Below are 16,759 nucleotides of genomic sequence, written 5' to 3'. Positions count from 1 at the left end.
GAGATCCGGAGGGGGCAACCCACCATCTCAGGGGTTAACCCCTGAGATGGCCCTCGGCCGGGGGGCGGGGGGCTAGTCCGTGGTGCGGCGGCGGGGTTGCTTCTTTGCCGGGGTGGGGTCTTCGGTGGGGGTGCCGGTTTGGAGGTCGTGGTACGCCTTGCGGGTGTGTTCTGTGTGTTCGCGCATGATCTGGGCTGCTTTGTCTTCGTCGCCGTCGGCGATGGCCTTGACCAGGCGGGTGTGTTCGCGCCAGGAGGCGGCGCCGCGGACGGGGGCGACCGGGGTGTAGTACCAGCGGACTCGGCGGTCGACCTGGCCGGCGAAGTCGACCAGGAAACGGTTGCCGGACATTTCGGTGATCAGGCTGTGCAGCTCGGCGTTGGTGCGTACGGTGCCGTCGATGTCGCCGGTCTCCTGCAGGTTCGCGCCGATCTTGCAGAGCTCCTTGAGCTTGGCGACGGCGTCCTTGTCGGGGTTGCGCGCGGCCAGCCGGGCGGACTCGGACTCGAGCGCCGCGCGGGCGGCCAGCAACTGGTCCACCTCGTCCTCGGCCGGTACGTGCACCATCGCGCCGAAGCCAGGCCGCAGATCCACCCAGCCCTCGTTGTTCAGCCGCTGCAGCGCCTCGCGGACCGGCTGGCGGGAGACGCCGAGCATGCCGGCCAGTTCCACCTCGACCAGGTGCCGGCCACGCTCCAGTGTGCCGTCGATGATCATCTCGGTGAGGGCCTCGTAGACCGACTCCCGCAGCGGCGTCGGCCGCTTGACGTGCCGGACGCCAGGGGAGTCGGAGTTGGCTTCCGGGCCCGCGCTGGTTGTCATCATGAGGTCCTTCCCCGCCGATGATGGAAAGCTTGTGGCACTTGGTAGACAGTCTACCAAGTGCCACGGTCTATCGTCCTGCTCCCGGTGCTCCGGATCCTTGCATTCTGCCCCGCGAGGAGTCCGCCGCCGCGGCGCTGACGCGTGTGTCCGGAGCACCGATCGGGCTGGTACTCAGGCGGCAGTGGTGACGCGCTCCTGCTCGCCGCTCTCGGTGTGCTGGTTGTGCTGGTTGTCCTGGAGTTCGACGTCGACGCCGAGCTCCTGCTGCAGCTCCGGTGCATCCGGGAACTGTGGCCGGGCCGCCAGAGCGCCGAACCTACGGGTGAAGATCATGGTGCCCTCTCATCTGGGTTGGAATTCTGCCTTCTGTATACATTCAACCAGGTGTAGCCAGCGGTTATGCCCGCGTCTCACGTGATCCCGGTTACGTTCAGGACTTGGTGGAGTACGAGTGCGCGCCGGTACCGGCCAGCCGGCCGCCGTCGACGATCAGGTACTCGTCGCGGATCGGCATACCGGCGAAGAAGGACTCGAGGATCTCGCGGGTGCCGGCGGCGTACCTGGTCTGAGCGGACAGGGACGAGCCGGAGATGTGCGGGGTCATTCCGTGGTGCGGCATGGTCCGCCACGGGTGGTCGGCCGGGGCGGGCTGCGGATACCAGACGTCACCGGCGTACCCGGCGAGCTGGCCGGTCTCCAGGGCCCGGACGATGGCGTCCCGGTCGGCGATCTTCGCGCGGGCGGTGTTGATCAGGTAGGTGCCGCGCTTCATCGTGCCGATCAGCTTGTCGTTGAACAGGCCCTCGGTCTCGGGGTGCAGGGGAGCGTTGACGGTGACGACGTCGCAGTACGGCACCATGCTGGCGGCGTCCGGGTGGAAGGTCAGGTTGAGTTCGCGTTCGATCGACTCGGGCAGGCGGTGCCGGTCGGTGTAGTGCAGCTTCACGTCGAAGGGCGCGAGGCGGCGCAGTACCGCCGTACCGATGCGGCCAGCGGCGACCGTACCGACATGCATGCCTTCGAGGTCGTACGAACGGGCGACGCAGTCGGCGATGTCCCAGCCGCCGTCGAGGACGACCTGGTGGGACGGGAGGTAGTTGCGGACCAGGCCGAGGATCATCATCACCACGTGCTCGGCGACGCTGATGCTGTTGCAGTAGGTGACCTCGGCAACGGTGATCTGGTTGGCGATGGCGGCGTCCAGGTCGACGTGGTCGGAGCCGATGCCGGCCGTGATCGCGAGCTTGAGGTTCGGCGCCTTGGCGATCCGCTCGGCGGTCAGGTACGCGGGCCAGAACGGCTGTGAGATGACCACGTCGGCGTCGGGCAGCTCCTGGTCGAGTACCGAGTTCTCGCCCTCCTTGTCGGAGGTGACGACGAGGGTATGGCCCTGGCTCTCCAGATAGTCGCGCAAGCCGAGCTCGCCGGAGACGCTGCCGAGCAGAGCGCCCGGGGTGAAGTCGATCGCCTTCGGAGTCGGCGCGGTCTGGCCGCCCGGGTAGGACGCGATGGTCGGGATGTCGTCCCGCGCGTAGCTGGTCGGGTAGCCGTCCTTCGGGTCGTCGTACAGCACACACAAGACCTTGGCCATGGTGGCAACTCCTCAACGTTTGAAGGGGATTCGGTCCTTCAACCGTGGTGGGTCCTGGGTGCTGCCGTCCAAGACTTGCTTGCTATGCCGAGATAGCCGGGCGCTATCGGGTCAGCTGTCCACCCATCAGATGGACGTCGAGCAGTTCGTCCAGAGCAGTGTGTACGCCGGCCTGCCGGGCGACGTCGAGCAGAGCGCGCGCGAGAACCGGCTCGGGACTCCGCGCGGCGATCACCAGGCCGACGCGTGGGCCGTGGGCGGGGGACTTCAGTGGTACGACCTTCATGCCGGCTGGTACGCCGAACATGTGCAGCCAGGCATGCGAGATGACTGTGCTCCAGTGGTTGCCGCGCAGGTGGCTGTAGAGGCCCGAGACGGTGTCGCTCTCGATCGCGGGAGTGGCGATGACGCCGTCGTCGGTGAAGTACCCGTTCATGATCCGGCGGTTGCGCATCTGCGGTGACAGTAGGCAGAGCGGTTGCTCGGAGACCTGTGCCCAGGTGGCGACCGGCAGCTCGGCGAGTTCGCTGCCCTCGGGGGTGAGGAGGAGGTAGCGCTCCTCGTACAGAGGTGTCTTGCGGACCTGGCCGAGGGTGTCGTCGTCGAGGTAGGTCATCGCGACGTCGAGTTCGAACTCGGCGAGTTTCTGGGTGATGTCGCGCGAAGAGAGCGATTCGAGCGTGACGCGGGCCTGGGTGTGGCGCTCGCAGAACGGTGTGGTCAGCAGCGAGACGACCGGCATCGCGGTGGGGATCGCGCCGAGCCTGAGGGTGCCGGTGAGCCCGCCTCGCATCACGGACAGCTCGTGTCTGAGGGCGTCGCGTTCGGCGAGGATGCGTTGGGCCCAGAGCAGGACGCGTTCGCCTTCGGGGGTGAGACCTTCGAAGCGGCGGCCTCGACGGACGATCGGCACGTCCAGCTCTTGCTCGAGTTTGCGGATCGCGGCGGACAGCGACGGCTGCGAGACGTAGCAGGTGTCAGCCGCGCGGGCGAAGTGCCGCTCCCGGGCGAGCGCGACGAGGTACTCGAGCTGACGCAGCAACATCGCCCCTCAGCTCCGCTTCCAGCCGTAGCCAGCATACCGTTCACCTGTATACATAATCCAACACTACGCGCTCAGGCGCGGCCCGGGAAGACGTCAGCGGTCGTCGTAGGCGTCGCGGGCCGCGAGGACCTCTGGGATGTGTTCCTCCGCCCAGCGGCAGAGGGCAGTCAGGGGGCCCTGGAGGGTGCGGCCGAGTGGGGTCAGTTCGTATTCGACGCGGGGTGGGACTTCGGGGTACGAGCGGCGGGTGACCATGCCGTCGCGTTCGAGGTCGCGGAGGGTGTCGGTGAGGACCTTGCCGCTGATGCCGTCTAGGGCGGTCCGGATGTCGCCGAAGCGGAGCGGGCCGTTGTCGAGGACGACCACGGCCATCGCGGTCCACTTGTTCGCGATCCGGGCCAGCGAGGTCCGCGACGGGCACTGGCTGGACAGCACATCCCAGTTGCGCCCCGCCGGTGGAGCGTATGTCTTCGGCATCGGGCCCCATTAGTTACGTTGAAGTGAATGGTCACCAATAGTAAGTATTGGCCTCTGTCAGGGTAAACGATCAAATCTGGAGGATCTCATGAGTGACCCGGTGGCAGTGGTCCAGCAGTACTTCGACGCGCTCGCGGCGAAGGATTTCGCGACGGTGGCGGGCTTCCTGGCCGACGACATCGTCTGGCACCAGCCCGGCGCCAACCGGTTCTCCGGCGTGCAGAGCGGCGCGGGTGCCGTGAACGCGATGATCGGCGGGATGATGGAGATCAGCAAGGGCACCTTCGAGCTCTCCCTCACCGCACCCCCGATGCTCAACGGCGACCTGGTCGCCGCCCCGATCCACTTCACCGCGAAGCGCGCCGGTGCCGACCTGGCCCAGGACGGGGTGGACCTGCTGAAGGTTGCCGACGGCAAGATCGTCGAGGCCTGGCTGTTCTCCGCCGACCAGCCGGGTGAGGACACCTTCTGGGGTCAGGAATCCAGGAGCGTCTGGAGCTGCTCGGTGGGGGCGCCGTGTTTGTCGCAGACGGCCAGGGCCAGTCGCCACTCGGTGCGGGCGTCAGCGGGCCGGCCTGCGGCGGCGTGGCTTTCGCCGGTGCGCGTGCGGATCAGGATCTCCTGGTCGAAGATGTCGTGCTCGACGGCGATGACCAGGGCTTCGGCGAGGTGCGCGAGCGCGTCGTCGTACCGGCCGAGTGCGTGGTTGACGGCACCGAGGTCGGACAGTGCCTCGGCGAGGAAGCCGTCGGCCCGGTCCGGGCTCTGCCGGTGGAGTTCGACGCACTCCTGCAGCATCTCCAGCGCTTCTTGATGACGGCCGCACTCGCGCAGCGATTCGGCGATGAAGCGGAGCCGGTGTGCGAGGTGGTCGGGGCGGCCCTTGTCGCGAAGCGGTTGGGCCGCTCGCTCGAACGCCTCGGACTGCAAGGTGAAGTCACCGGTCTCGCCGGCGAGCGATCCGATCATCAGGTGGGCTGCCGACTCCACGCCGGCCTGGTGATGGGTCTTCGCCAGCGCGAGCGCCTGCTGGGCCCTGACCAGTCCGTCCGCGGACCGCCCGAGGCGTTGCAGGCCGTAGCTGAGGTTGACGAGCAATGCGCCTTCGAGCTGCGGGGTCTTCAGCTGTACGACGTATTCCAGCCCGCGTTCGTGGTACTTGAGTGCAGTCGCGTAGTCCTGGAAGCCACCGTAGGCGTTGCCGAGATCGACCAGCAGCATCGCCTTGGGGGCCGGATCGGTCAGCTCGTCGAGTAGGTCGATGACGGACTCGATAGCGTCGCGCAGCTCGGTCCAGCGTCGCCGGTGCGCGGTGAACCGCATCAGACCGACGACCATCCGGATCGCCGTGAGCTGCTCGTCGGCCGACCCCGCGCGGGCCTTCTTGATCGCGGCGACCAGAGCGAAGCGTTCGCCGTCGAGCCAGTCCAGTAGCGCCGTCAGGTCGCTCAGGTCCGCGGCGGGCGCGGCCCACCGGGGATCCGGCCAGCCCGGCCCGATCAGGCGTCGTGGTTCGAACAGCTCCTCCGACCGCCACAGCATGGATAGGTAGCAGGCGAGGGTTCGTTCCCAGGCGGCATGGCGTTGAAGGTCGGTCAGGGTGCCGTGGGCGCGTTCGCGGCCTACTTCGGCGACCAGGTCGTGGAGACGGTAGCGGTGGAGGGCGGGGGTCTCCAGGAGGTGGACGTCGACCAGGCGTTCCAGGACGTCCTCGGCCTCGGTGAGGGAGAGTTCGAGGACGGCGGCGGCGAGGCGGAGGGGGAAGCTGTCGCCGTCGATCAGTGCGCAGAGTGGCAAGGCCCTGGCGGCGGCCTGATCGAGCGGGCGATCGCTGGTGGCTAGGGCGTCGAGGGACAGGGCGATGGTGCCGCGGACGCTGACCTCGGGGGAGGTGAGTACGTCGAGCCGGGCCTGGTGATCGCCCAGCCGAGCTGCCAGTGTCGCGAGATCGGCTGCCGACCGGCCGACGAGTTGGCCAGCGGCGACGCGGAGGGCTAGGGGGAGGCAGCCGCAGCGGCGTACGAGGTCGAGGGCTGCTGCGGGGTCGGCGTCGACCAGGCCGGCTCCGACGATCTCCGCCAGGAGTTGGAGACTCTCGTCCTCGGAGAGCATCTCGAGGAGCAGGTGGTGCGCGCCGGGGAGGGTGGTCAGGCTGTCTCGGCTGGTGACGAGGGCGGAGCAGCCCGCAGTACCGGGGATCAGCGGGACCACCTGGCTGGAGTCGGCCGCGTCGTCGAGCAGGATGAGGACCCGCTTGCCGGCGAGCGCCGTACGGTAGCGGGCTGATGCGCGGTCCAACTCGTCCGGGATGTCGCCGGCCGGCACGTCGAGGGACTGGAGCAGGATCGTCAGCGCTTCGAGTGAGGTGAGCGGGTTGCGGCCGCCGCTGCCCCGGAGGTTGAGGTAGAGGCTGCCGTCCGGGAACCGGTCGGCCATCAGGCGAGCGGCGTGGACGGCCAGGACTGTCTTGCCGACTCCGCCCATGCCGCCGATCGCCGACAGGGTGACGGCCCGGCCGACGGCCTCGGCGAGCAGTTCGGTCAGTTGCTCGACCTGGGCCGACCGGCCGGTGAAGTCGTCGAGATCCAAGGGCAGGTCGGTCGTCACCGGCAGGCGGTTCCCGGTGGCGGCATGCTGGAACTCCTCGACCTCGGCCGGCGACAGCGAGAGCGCTGCCGCCAGCCTGGTGATCGTGGGCTGCCGCGGGCGTCGCCGGCGGCCGGTCTCCAGCATCCGGATCGCCTCGACACTGAGCCCGGCCCGTTCGGCCAGGGCCTCGCGGGTCAGTCCGCTTCGCGCGCGGAATCGTCGCAACAGTTCCGCTACCGCCGCGGGCTCCATCGCGGCAGCCTACTGCGATCAGTCGGAGGGGATCGCGTCGAGGGTGGCTAGCTCGGTGGGGGTGAGGTGGATGGTGCCGGCGGCGATGTTCTCCGCCAGGTGGGTGGGGTTGCCGGTGCCGGGGATGGCCAGGACGTGAGGGCCTTTGGCCAGGGTCCAGGCGATTCGGATCTGGGCAGGGGTGGCGTGGTGGGCGTGGGCGATGGTGGCGACCGGATCGGAGTGGACCACTCCGCCTTGTTCCCGGCCGGTGGCGGTGACGGCGAAGAAGGGGACGAAGGCGATTCCCTGGGCGCCGCAGGTTGCGAGCATGGTGTCGTTGACCCGGCCGAACCCGACGCCGTAGCGGTTCTGTACTGCGACCACGGGCGCGATCTCCTGCGCCTGGGCGAGATGCTCGAGCCGGACGTTGGAGAGTCCGAGGTGCTTGATCAGACCGGCTGCTTGCAACTCGGCCAGTACGCCGAAATGCTCCGCGACCGAATCGAGCCCGGTCTGGCGGAGGTACACCAGGTCGAGCGTCTCGAGCCCGAGTTGGTGCAGATCGTGTTCGACCAGCGCGCGCAGCTGGTCGGGCCGGGCCAGCCCGTGCTCCGTCGGGCCGACCTTGGTGGCGATCGTGAGCTCGCCGGAGTACGGCGCGAGTGCCCGCCGGACCGCGTCGTTGGCCCACTCGAGACTGTCGTAGCCATGCTTCTCGCCGGCTCGTCCGACGGACGGGTAGAAGCCGGCCGTGTCGAGGTGGTTGACGCCGAGGGTGACAGCCTGGCGCAGCAGTTCGATCGCCTGGTCGGCGCTGCTACCGAGGCGCTTGGTGCCGAAGCCGATCCGGTTGACGGGTTGCTCACCGAGCCGCCAGACTCCGGCTTCGTTCGGGGAGTTGCGTTCTGCTTCGTCAGATGCTATGGTTGAGGGGAGACCTGTGTTCACATCTGTTCTATGCATGTGGTCAGGATAAAGCCCCGCTCGCTTCCGGTCTAGTGCCGTTTGCCTGCTCGGGGCTTGTTTTTTTGGCCGGACCATCGAATCCCGGGCTTCGCTCACCCCTCTACATGGGATTCTTCGGCAATGAATTCGGAGATGGTCGCGGCCGACCCGGGCCGCCACATGCTCAGTACTTATCGGCACGACTGGGACGGGCAGGGGCAAGCCGTCCAGGTGCCGGTCGAGTTCCGCGAGCAGGCCGCCGGCTCGCGTGAGTCGCTGCAGCCGCCTTTGGATGCGGACGCGGCTCGCACGATCGAGCTGGGCGGTACCGAAGTACTGGTCGCCGCATCCCTGCTCCGGGAGCTTTCCGCGCGCCTGCGCCACGACGCTGGCCGTGGCCTGATCAGTCCGGACGCCGAGCAGGTAGCGGCGCTGTCCGACGAGCTGGTCGAGCGCTTCTACACCGCCGCCGGCCTGCGCGGCTGACCGAGAACACCGGAGGAACGAAAGCATGTCCGATCCCTTCGCGGGTCTACCGAGTACTGGCCGTCCACTGCGGGTACTGGCTCTCGCTGACAAGTGGTACGGCGGTGGGCCGTTCGCGGTGAACCGTGAGGTCGCCCAGTCGCTGGCCCGGATGGGCCACCAGGTCACTGCCCGGGTCACCACCCCGACCGACCCGCACCCGCTGGTCGACATTCAGGTGCTGAAGCCCGTTCCCGGTATCTCCGACACCAGGGCGCAGTTGCTGCGTGCTGACGGGTTGCCGCCGGATGTCGACGTGATCCTGGGCCACGGCCGGTTCTCCGGTGGGGCGGCGGGCTACCTGCGGGACAACTTCTATCCGAACGCCAAAGTCATCCACTTCATGCATGTCACGCCGACGAGATGGACCGCGGCCGCGGCAATCCGCAGCAGTCCAACGAGCACACCATCACCGAGCGGGCGCTGGTCGAGCGGGCCGACCTGGTGGTCGGCGTAGGACCGCTACTGACGGAGGAGGGGCGCAGGCTGGCGCGGATGTGCGAGAAGCCGCCGCCGGTCGTCGAACTGAAGCCCGGCATGGTGATGGAGTCCCCGGCCGTGCACGATCCGAACCAGCGGATGAAGAACCTGTTGGTCTTCACCCGTACCGACGATCCACTGAAGGGCGCGGACATCGCAGCGCGGGCAGCAGCCGAGTTGCAGGCCCGCGGCCTCCAGGTGCAGCTGACGATGCTCGGCGCGCGGTCGGCCGAAGTACCGGAGCAGGAGCGGGCACTATCCGACATCGCCGGCTTTCCGGTCCGGGTGCGCGGCTACACCAAGGACCTGAGCGTGATGGCCGCCGAGATCCGGGGTGCGGATCTTGCGATGCACACAGCCCGCTGGGGTGACTACGAGTTGGCCCCGCTGGAGGTAGCCGGCTACTGGGTGCCAGTGATCGTCGGCAACCACACCGGCGTCGGTATGGACCTCAGCGACCCGAACAGCGTGCCGCAGGGGATTGGCGACGCGGCAGTCGTCGACACCACCGGCTTGTCGCAGGACCAGTACCACCTGGCCTTCGCCGACAAGGCGGAGTGGCACCTGCGCAACCCGGAGGAGTCCAAGGCCTCGGCGAACCGGCTGGGCGACTACTTCGAGCAGAACCGCAGTTGGGACCACGGCACGGCTGGGCTGGTCAAGGAGATGAGCAAGCACGGCATGATGCCGGAGCCCGAGCCCGGCCAGCCGATCAAGGGCCCGGCCGACATGAGCCGCTTCCTCGGTACCGGCGGTGCGGTCGACCTGCCGAAGGGTGATGGCGCCCGGGACAAGCCGGCCACCGTCACGTCCATCGGCCGGCCCACCCTGGAGCGTTGATGGCGGGCAGACCCTGGGTGCTGGTCGACATCGACGGGGTGCTGAACCCGGAGAAGAACCAGGCCGAGCGGGGCTTCACGCCGTACCGGCTGAAGGGTGAGGAGTACCTGGTCTGGCTGCATCCCGAGCACGGGCGGATGCTGAACGAGCTGGATCGCGAAGGACTGGTCGACCTGCGCTGGGGGACCACCTGGAACGACGCGGCCAACCGGATGGTCCGTCCGGCGATCGGGCTCGACCGGCGCTGGGAGTTCGTCAACATCGACCGGGCTGCGGCTGGGCCGGTGCGGTTCGGGCACAACTGGAAGGCGGTCAGCGTCCGGGAGGGGGTCGGCGACCAGGCGTTTGCCTGGTTGGATGACGCGATCACCGAGCCGGACCGGTTGTGGGCCGAGGACCGGGTGCTCGACGAGGGCATCCCGACTCTGTTGATGCCGATCGACCGTAACGTCGGGCTGCAGTCGGCGCATCTGGATGAGGTGCGGCATTGGGCTCGGAGCGTGTCGGAGCCGTCGCCGGTGAGCGCTGAGCAGTTGCTGCGGCGTGCGCCGCAACTGGCGGCCGATCCGGTGGCGGTGGCGCGGGCGGAGTGGCTGGCCCGGACGGTGGCGGCGTTGCCGGATACGGTTGCTGCTGGCAACGGTTCGGTGAGTCGTGGCGAGTTGGCGCTGTCGGTGTGGGATCGGACGGCGCGGGCGGTCACTGCGGAGTACAAGGCTTCTGATGGTGCGGGGAAGCCGGTGGACGACTTTGTGCGGCAGTCTCTGCGCCGGTACGGCCGGGGCCAGGGGGATGCGGCGGTGGCGTGGGCGGATCGGGCGGCGCTGCGGGCGTCGACTCCGCATGCTGGGCATGTCCGGCCGGTGGGTCCGCATGAGCATCGACTGGTGTTGCCTGCTCAGCCGGGTCGCGAGCACGGGTACCAGGTGCAGGCGTTGATCGACTCGGCTGCTGCGGTGATCGGGACGAATCCTGATTGGCAGCGGGTGCAGAAGTCCGTCCAGGTCGGTGCCGACGGGCCGACGATGCTGGTCAATCTGCGGGCGGATCGCAAGACGACCTCGACTGGGTTGACCCTTGCCTTCGGCAACGCTGGGGCTGTGGAGCGGCCGTACGAGGAGCTGCTGCGTGGTGGACCCGAGGCTGCGCTGGAGGCGGTGCGGGCGGCGACCGACTATGAGATCGAGCCGCTTGAGAAGGTCGAGAAGGTCGCGCAGGCAGACGGTTTGCGGCTGTCGCCGCTGACGGATCCGGCGTTGCTGCCGCCGGGGGCAGCCCGGCCTGGAACTACAGTGCCGCAAAGTAACAGCCGCTGGACCGGTACGGCCGGCCAGCAGAACACGACGAGGACGATGGAATGACTTTCGACCAGCCTGAGCGCAAGAGCCTGGCGCAGCAGTCGGTGGATGACTGGGAGGCGCTGCGCAGCGTGGGGGAGCTGTTCCCCGGGACTCCGCTGGCAGACAGCGCCTCGCAGCTGCCTGCTTGGCCGGAGAACCTCCAGGGCACGCCCGTTGTGCTCGCTGTTGGTGCTGCCGACTTGGTACTACGTATTGCGGCGTCTACTGCTCGCGAGCTCGCCCTGGTCGTCACCGACGACGTGGCGGCGGCGCGCGCGGTACTGGACTCGTTAGGCCGCGAAGACGTCGCCGTCGTCGCCGAATCCGCAGCATCGCCCCTGGCCTCCGCTGTCGCCGGCGCGGCCGGGGCCAGCGGCGCGGCCGGGCCGAGCGGTGAGGGGCCTGTGCGGTGGATTGGTGCTGGGCGGGATGCCGGGGCGTTGACGGGGTTGCTTGAGTCGGAGGTCGCTGGGCGGCTGCGGGTCACGCAGCTGCAGGTCGATGGGGGTGCCGGGCCGGTACTGGAGGCTGCTGCGGCTGGGCGGTTGAAGCTGGATCTCGTCAGCCCCAACCCGGCCGACGGCGAGCTCGGGCCAGCAGTGGTGGTCGCGGCCGCGCTGGCACTGCCATTCGTCGACTTCAGGCAGGTACCGGTCGGTGTGGACGGCCTCGGCCGGTTCCAGCCGCAGCAGGGCGGTGTCGTCCTGTGGTGGGGCGTGAGCACCGAGGCTGGGGCGTTGCAGGCATGGCTCGACCGCGTCGACGGCGGTAGGTGACCGTGGCGATCGAACGAGAGCTCCCAGCCCTGGCGGCGATCAGCGATGCGTACGGGCTGAAGGACAAGGCCGACCGGGATGCAGTGGACCGGATCTACAACGCCTTCCGCGCCCACCACGCGCGGTTCGTCACATCGATCGCTCGCGACATGCTGCGCGACCTGCGTCGGGAGGTGGCGGCCAACCCGCACACCCGGGTGGTATTCCTCGGCCGGGACGGCTACAGCCTGTCCGTGGCGACTCGGACGCTGGACCCCGAGTTCTTCGCGGCGCACTGCCATGACGCTGTCCTGTCCCGGGCGGTCGCGGAGGCCGCAGTACAGGACCTCGAGCAGAACGGTGGCAAGTCCTTCCCCGAGATCTCCGGCTATCGGGAGAACACCGCCAGCGTGTCCGCAGAGGACGTCGACGGTTCGTACCAGCAGCTGACGCGTTACCTGCGTGGTGCCGGCGTCCCGGTCGGTACGCCGGGCAGCCGGGTCGTACTGATGGACAGCTGTCTCAAGGGGACCGTGCAGGAGCTGCTGTCGTCGGCGTACCCGGAGACGGAGTTCGAGGGCCGGTACATGTTCTACGACGGCATCGCGTCGGATCCGCACCCGGGGACGAAGCGGGGGTACGTACTGCACCGAGACGAGGGCATCGGCGGCGGCATGAAGGAGTTGCCGCGGGATCCGTCTCTGACCTTCGGCAGCCTCGCTGCGATCCGCACGATCGAGAACTCGCTCCAGGGCCCACTGAGCAGCCCCAAGGCCCTGGACGAGTCGGGCCCGGTCCAGCGCCGCCTCACCGAGGAGCAGGACCGCACCTTCGGAGTCAACCCGATCCTGGTCGACCCGCCGTACCTGAACCCGGTAGTCCGCGAGGCCTGCAAGGTAGCCGGCCTACGAGCCGTCATGGACGCAGCAGCCGACGTCCGCGACGGCGCGCCCCTCGACACCACGGCCGTCCAGCAACAATTCACCAACGACGTCCGAGCCTGGCTCACCCACGCCCCCGGCCAGGATCCGGAACTGAAACTCCTGCTGGACAGCTTCGTCCACCGCGACGACCACCGAATGATCCGCCAGGTAGACAAAATGCTCCATGAGAGCACCCTGACCCCCGAGACCCACCACCAGGTCTGGCAAAGCTTCGAGGTAGCCCAAACCCTCCAGGAAAAACAGGCCGTACTGGCGAACGTCCAAGCCCTGACCCAACAAGCCAAGCCTGCTCAGACTGCTGTAGCCGACACCTCAATCAATCAGCAGGCTATCGGCCGAAATGGACGAATGCTGCCCATTCGATCGGAGATGCCGGGTTTGAACGGGTGAGCAGGGACTGGAGGTCGGGCGGCATCGTTCGGGGTGGCTGGCGATCCGGGGTGATCATCCAGAGCTGGGCCTGGCGCAGGGCATCGGCCGGCGGCAGATGCTCGTGCCGCAGGTAGTGGTGGAACATGAACATCAGGACCGAGGTGGCTGCGTCGGGGACGCTCCACTGGGTGCCTACCACCGTTGCCACGTTGCCGGCCAGCAGCGTTGTGCTCAAGCTGAACGCTTCGTCGTCGCCACGGCCACAGACGCCACTGCTGCAGGCGCCTAGTACCGCCAAGGCGATGGGGCGTCCTGCGCTCGCGGCCGACGACACCAGTTCCTCGGCCGACAGGCGTTCGCCGCCGGACAGCAGCAGGTAGGACGTGTCCGCGGCGTCCGTACGAGGTTCGACCACACCGTGACAGGCCAGGTGCAGCAGCGCACCGGCCTCGCCGTCGTCGGCCAGCCAGTCCGTCACATCCTTGCGGGTGCCGGGACCGTCGGGGCCCTCCGAACCGTCCGGGACACGGCCGACGTAGCGGGCATCTGGATAGAAGGCCTCCCGGATGGCCCACGCCTCAGTCCGGGCCGCACTCAGTTCGGCCGCGGCGCCGACCGTGTCCGGGTCGGCGACGATCAGGCACTGCTCCGCGAGCGGCACGGCTCCCCGCCACGCCAGGTCGCAGAGCAGGCGGGCCGATGGAGCGTACGAGAAGGTCGCGTCCTCGATCGCGTAACGCAGCCTGCCGTCGACCATCCGGCGGGCGGCGTGCCAGGGAATCCGGGCCAGGTTCCCCATCGGGATCAGCACGATCCTGGACCGGTCCGGGACACGGTCGAGGATCGGGCCGATCGCCGCCGTCCAAGCCCGGTCGCACAGGTCGTCCAGCTCGCCTACGGGGGCCTGCGCGTCGATGTCACGCTGCTGGCTGGTCCGGCTGGTCCGGCTGGTCCGGCTGGTCCGGCTGGTCCGGCTGGTCCGGCTGGTCCGGCTGGTCCGGGTGGTCGCGGTCAGGAACGTGTCGAACTCTGCGCCCCAGTCGCGGCCCAGTTGAGGCAGCATCACCCAGGTCGGCGGCTCCGCGGCCGGCACGATCACTGCCGCGCCGGTGCCGTCCGAGCCGGGCATCAGATAGATCAGCGCATCCGCACCGAGTGAGGTGAGCGCCGCGCGGACCTCGTTGACGTCAGGCGGCGTCAGCAGACGTGCTGAGCCGGCTTCCAGTGGCACCTGGGCTGCCCCAGCGGCGTCGAGGGGGATGTGGGCGATCACGCTGATCATCTCGCGACGCAGCTCTCCTGGCACATCTGAGGCTTCTGCTCCGTAGGCACTCCAGCGCTCTGCCAGGTCGGGCCGGCCTTCGTCGATCATGCGGGTGGCAAGGTCCCGGGTTTCGGTGGCGGCGTACAAAATCAGGGCCCGGCCGGCGTCCAGAGCTGTCGCCGCCGACTCGGGGTCGTGGTCCTCGATGCACCACGAAGCGACGTCCACGGCGTCGCCGGCCGCGTGCCGGGCGGCCAACTGGGCGGCCGCTGTGTCCGCCTGCAGCAGTACGTCCCACGCGTGTCCCCGCAGGCCGGACAGTGCAACCTCACGTCCCCGCACTCGCTGTCCGGCGAGGCGGTAGGCATGCGCCAACGGGTTGCTCAGGGTGGTCCAATACCCATGCAGTTCCGAACCCGCGATCGCCCGCGCCTTCTCCAGCAGCTGGATCGCCTCGGTCAGGTCGGCGCGGTCGGCGAGCAGTTCCACCCGGCCCAGCAGGGCCGTACCCAGGGTGGACATGTAGATGAGCTGCCGATGATCGTGCTCCCCGGCCACCGCGACCGCTTCACGCAGATGCTCGACGGCCGAGGTGAGCATGGCGTCCGAGTCGAATCCGTGTCCCATCTCGACGAAGCCGAGGCTGTGCAGACGCATAGCCCGTTCGGCCGGCACCATCCCCGGCACCGCGGCCTGTTTGCGCAGCGTCGCGAGGTCCTGGTCCACGTTCGGCGACGGAGCCGCGGTGGCCAAGGTCTCGTTCAGGCCTAGCATCGGACGGAGGGTCTGGATGAGATTGGCCAACTGGCGGTGACCTGGGTCGTCCGGTGGCAGCCCCGTGAAGAGCTCCTGGGCTTTGGCGAGGCCGGCTTCCATCGCCTTCAGGTCGCCCCGGGCCGCTGCTGCACCCGCCTCGGTCATCGCACCCATGGCGGTGAACTTGATCCGGATCTTCGAGGCATCGCCGATCCCGCTGCCTTCCATCGTGGCCAGGAACTCGCGAATCCGGTCGGGCGACCTGGTCATCTCGCTGAGATTCTGGTCGTTCATGTCGCGGAGCATCGTCAGCCCGACGCGAGCGATCTCCACCATGTCCTGTTGCGGATGTAAGCCCGCAACAGTGGCGGCAAGGCCCTCGACCTCGTGCAAAGCGGCCCGGGGGTTGAAGCCGGGAGCGCCGTGCATCGCCGACACCAGCAGTGAGTTGGACCGGACCGCGGCCGCGGTGGCCGGCCATTCGGCGAACGGCCGGGGATCCTCGTTGGCGACTGCCACCAGTTCGACAATTCGCTGATCACTCGTCTGCCGCGCCCGCATCATGCTGTTGACCAGGATCGCCGCCAACTTCGGCCGGCCCGGGAAGCCGTCCGGTAGTTCGTGGAAGTCGGCGATCGCGGCTGACAGGTCGGCCGCCGCGTGGCCGTCGTCGAACCGGTTCGCGGACATCCAGCAGCGGGCGAACCGCCAAGCGGCGTCGTCCGGCGCGCCCACTTGGGCGATCGCTGCGGAGGTACGGTCGAACATCGCTTGGAGTTCGGTCATGGTGGTCCCTGACGGACGCGCGTCCGTCAGAGACCACCATGACCAACAGCGTGCTGAGCGTCCTCGTCCGGATGCCCGCCGAGCGCCTGCCGACGGTGATCGCCCGGCTCACTGCCGAGGGCGACCGGCTCGGCCGGGCGGTGGCGTACGGGCGCAGCTACCAGTTCGACCACCAGCCGCAGACCCTCCTGAACGCGCTGGCCGATCTGGAGGGGTCCGTCGGCTCCACCGCCGACCGGTCGGCGGCGGCCCGCTTCCTGGCGCTGCGGGTGATCGAGGCGACGCTGGTCGGGCAGCGCGTCGGCGCATCCCGGGTGATCCGCATGCTCGCGGACGCCGACGACGACCCGGACGACCCCGGCGCTCTGACCAATCTGCGAGCGATGGCGTACGCGGCCGGTGCGCTCGGCGACGAGCCGGGCACCGACCCGGAATCCGCGCTGGCCCGGCTGGACGCCTTGTCGCCGCCGCAGGACGCTTCGTACGCTGCGCTCTGGCCGAGTCTGCGCATTGCGTTGTCGGTGCGGATCGCTGCCGAGCGGGAGGACATGAGCAGCGTGCCGGACATCCCCGAACAAGTAGCGGCGATGAAGGCCGATCCCCGCTTCGGCCCGGCGCAGCAGCCGGCGATCGAACTCATGGAGATCATGAGCGACCTGATGACCGCCGTTCAGCGCCAGGACATGCCCGCCGCAACGGCCGCGGCCACCCGCATGCAGGCGGCACTCGACCGCCTACCGGTCGGCGACCCCACCATGGACGCCTTCCGAGCCCAGCTCAGCGCCGCGATGGCCCCATTCCGCTGATGCCGCCCGAGGCGTGACCTGCACATTCAGGTGGCGCGCCCGGCAGGATTCGAACCTGCGACCAACGGATTAGAAGTCCGACGCTCTATCCAGCTGAGCTACGGGCGCTCGGCCGGATCGGTGTCCGGCACGGATCAGAGTCTGTCAGATGGTGGGCCGATCATGCTCGTGGGTTCCTCCGGCGA

The 16,759-nt window shown here is 68.7% G+C and carries 13 protein-coding genes, 1 tRNA gene and 2 pseudogenes; 7 read left to right on the top strand and 9 right to left on the bottom strand.

The genetic code is table 11. The features are described 5' to 3' along the window. Positions 1-72 precede the first annotated feature (72 nt). The 5 genes from AB0M15_RS29160 to AB0M15_RS29140 all read right to left on the bottom strand — a co-directional run bounded on the left by AB0M15_RS29160 (position 73) and on the right by AB0M15_RS29140 (position 3,938). Positions 73-822, bottom strand: coding sequence for a GntR family transcriptional regulator (locus AB0M15_RS29160; protein WP_363824657.1), 750 nt, complete (start codon positions 820-822; stop codon positions 73-75). Positions 823-996: 174 nt separating this feature from the next. Next, on the bottom strand, positions 997-1,158 hold the full coding sequence (locus AB0M15_RS29155) for a hypothetical protein (protein WP_363824655.1): 162 nt from the start codon (positions 1,156-1,158) through the stop codon (positions 997-999). A gap of 97 nt (positions 1,159-1,255) precedes the next feature. After that, a complete protein-coding gene (locus tag AB0M15_RS29150) occupies positions 1,256-2,416 on the bottom strand; it encodes an NAD-dependent formate dehydrogenase (RefSeq protein ID WP_363824653.1) in 1,161 nt (386 codons plus the stop codon). A 103-nt stretch (positions 2,417-2,519) separates the two neighbouring features. Further along, positions 2,520-3,461, bottom strand: a complete 942-nt coding sequence (locus AB0M15_RS29145; RefSeq protein WP_363824651.1) for a LysR family transcriptional regulator — start codon at positions 3,459-3,461, stop codon at positions 2,520-2,522. 93 nt (positions 3,462-3,554) lie between these two features. Next, on the bottom strand, positions 3,555-3,938 hold the full coding sequence (locus tag AB0M15_RS29140; RefSeq protein ID WP_363824650.1) for a helix-turn-helix domain-containing protein: 384 nt from the start codon (positions 3,936-3,938) through the stop codon (positions 3,555-3,557). 88 nt (positions 3,939-4,026) lie between these two features. Between AB0M15_RS29140 and AB0M15_RS29135 the strand changes: the two are divergent. After that, positions 4,027-4,305, top strand: a pseudogene (locus AB0M15_RS29135) (nuclear transport factor 2 family protein); the annotation flags it as partial. A gap of 107 nt (positions 4,306-4,412) precedes the next feature. Here AB0M15_RS29135 and AB0M15_RS29130 read toward each other — a convergent pair. Next, on the bottom strand, positions 4,413-6,779 hold the full coding sequence (locus tag AB0M15_RS29130) for a tetratricopeptide repeat protein (protein WP_363824648.1): 2,367 nt from the start codon (positions 6,777-6,779) through the stop codon (positions 4,413-4,415). 18 nt (positions 6,780-6,797) lie between these two features. After that, positions 6,798-7,724, bottom strand: a complete 927-nt coding sequence (locus AB0M15_RS29125; protein WP_363824645.1) for an aldo/keto reductase — start codon at positions 7,722-7,724, stop codon at positions 6,798-6,800. Positions 7,725-7,847: 123 nt separating this feature from the next. Here AB0M15_RS29125 and AB0M15_RS29120 point away from each other — a divergent pair, with 123 nt between their 5' ends. The 5 genes and pseudogenes from AB0M15_RS29120 (at position 7,848) to AB0M15_RS29100 (ending at position 12,980) form a co-directional block, all read left to right on the top strand. After that, positions 7,848-8,192, top strand: coding sequence for a hypothetical protein (locus AB0M15_RS29120; RefSeq protein WP_363824643.1), 345 nt, complete (start codon positions 7,848-7,850; stop codon positions 8,190-8,192). Between the two features lie 25 nt (positions 8,193-8,217). Continuing rightward, positions 8,218-9,551, top strand: a pseudogene (locus tag AB0M15_RS29115) (hypothetical protein). Then, a complete protein-coding gene (locus tag AB0M15_RS29110; protein WP_363824641.1) occupies positions 9,551-10,912 on the top strand; it encodes a hypothetical protein in 1,362 nt (453 codons plus the stop codon). The pseudogene AB0M15_RS29115 and the gene AB0M15_RS29110 overlap by 1 nt, the downstream one beginning before the upstream one ends. Next, complete coding sequence (locus tag AB0M15_RS29105; RefSeq protein ID WP_363824639.1) at positions 10,909-11,667, top strand: hypothetical protein; 759 nt, start codon at positions 10,909-10,911, stop codon at positions 11,665-11,667. The genes AB0M15_RS29110 and AB0M15_RS29105 overlap by 4 nt, the downstream gene beginning before the upstream one ends. Before the next feature lie 2 nt (positions 11,668-11,669). Further along, positions 11,670-12,980 carry a hypothetical protein gene (locus AB0M15_RS29100; RefSeq protein ID WP_363824637.1) on the top strand — a complete coding sequence of 437 codons (1,311 nt, stop codon included), beginning with the start codon at positions 11,670-11,672 and terminating at the stop codon, positions 12,978-12,980. Here the strand turns inward: AB0M15_RS29100 and AB0M15_RS29095 are convergent. Then, positions 12,919-15,768 (bottom strand): CHAT domain-containing protein, encoded by a 2,850-nt coding sequence (locus AB0M15_RS29095; RefSeq protein WP_363824635.1) that lies wholly within the window; start codon positions 15,766-15,768, stop codon positions 12,919-12,921. The two genes, AB0M15_RS29100 and AB0M15_RS29095, sit on opposite strands and share 62 nt — an antisense overlap. Positions 15,769-15,806: 38 nt before the next feature. On the opposite strand from AB0M15_RS29095, the gene AB0M15_RS29090 reads away from it, so the two are divergent. After that, positions 15,807-16,574 (top strand): hypothetical protein, encoded by a 768-nt coding sequence (locus tag AB0M15_RS29090; RefSeq protein WP_363824633.1) that lies wholly within the window; start codon positions 15,807-15,809, stop codon positions 16,572-16,574. A gap of 31 nt (positions 16,575-16,605) precedes the next feature. Here AB0M15_RS29090 and AB0M15_RS29085 read toward each other — a convergent pair. Further along, positions 16,606-16,682: transfer RNA gene (locus tag AB0M15_RS29085), tRNA-Arg, on the bottom strand. Positions 16,683-16,759 lie beyond the last annotated feature (77 nt).

The organism is Kribbella sp. NPDC051718, assembly GCF_040681515.1.
Lineage (GTDB): Bacteria > Actinomycetota > Actinomycetes > Propionibacteriales > Kribbellaceae > Kribbella.
The sequence above is the reverse complement of the archived record's forward strand: the minus strand, read 5'-3'. Positions and strand labels throughout refer to the sequence as shown.

Coding starts and splice junctions, on each gene's coding strand:
- AB0M15_RS29160 (WP_363824657.1), bottom strand. CDS start 822: ATGACAACCAGCGCGGGCCCGGAAGCCAACTCCGACTCCCCTGGCGTC.
- AB0M15_RS29155 (WP_363824655.1), bottom strand. CDS start 1,158: ATGATCTTCACCCGTAGGTTCGGCGCTCTGGCGGCCCGGCCACAGTTC.
- AB0M15_RS29150 (WP_363824653.1), bottom strand. CDS start 2,416: ATGGCCAAGGTCTTGTGTGTGCTGTACGACGACCCGAAGGACGGCTAC.
- AB0M15_RS29145 (WP_363824651.1), bottom strand. CDS start 3,461: ATGTTGCTGCGTCAGCTCGAGTACCTCGTCGCGCTCGCCCGGGAGCGG.
- AB0M15_RS29140 (WP_363824650.1), bottom strand. CDS start 3,938: ATGCCGAAGACATACGCTCCACCGGCGGGGCGCAACTGGGATGTGCTG.
- AB0M15_RS29130 (WP_363824648.1), bottom strand. CDS start 6,779: ATGGAGCCCGCGGCGGTAGCGGAACTGTTGCGACGATTCCGCGCGCGA.
- AB0M15_RS29125 (WP_363824645.1), bottom strand. CDS start 7,724: ATGCATAGAACAGATGTGAACACAGGTCTCCCCTCAACCATAGCATCT.
- AB0M15_RS29120 (WP_363824643.1), top strand. CDS start 7,848: ATGAATTCGGAGATGGTCGCGGCCGACCCGGGCCGCCACATGCTCAGT.
- AB0M15_RS29110 (WP_363824641.1), top strand. CDS start 9,551: ATGGCGGGCAGACCCTGGGTGCTGGTCGACATCGACGGGGTGCTGAAC.
- AB0M15_RS29105 (WP_363824639.1), top strand. CDS start 10,909: ATGACTTTCGACCAGCCTGAGCGCAAGAGCCTGGCGCAGCAGTCGGTG.
- AB0M15_RS29095 (WP_363824635.1), bottom strand. CDS start 15,768: ATGACCGAACTCCAAGCGATGTTCGACCGTACCTCCGCAGCGATCGCC.
- AB0M15_RS29090 (WP_363824633.1), top strand. CDS start 15,807: ATGACCAACAGCGTGCTGAGCGTCCTCGTCCGGATGCCCGCCGAGCGC.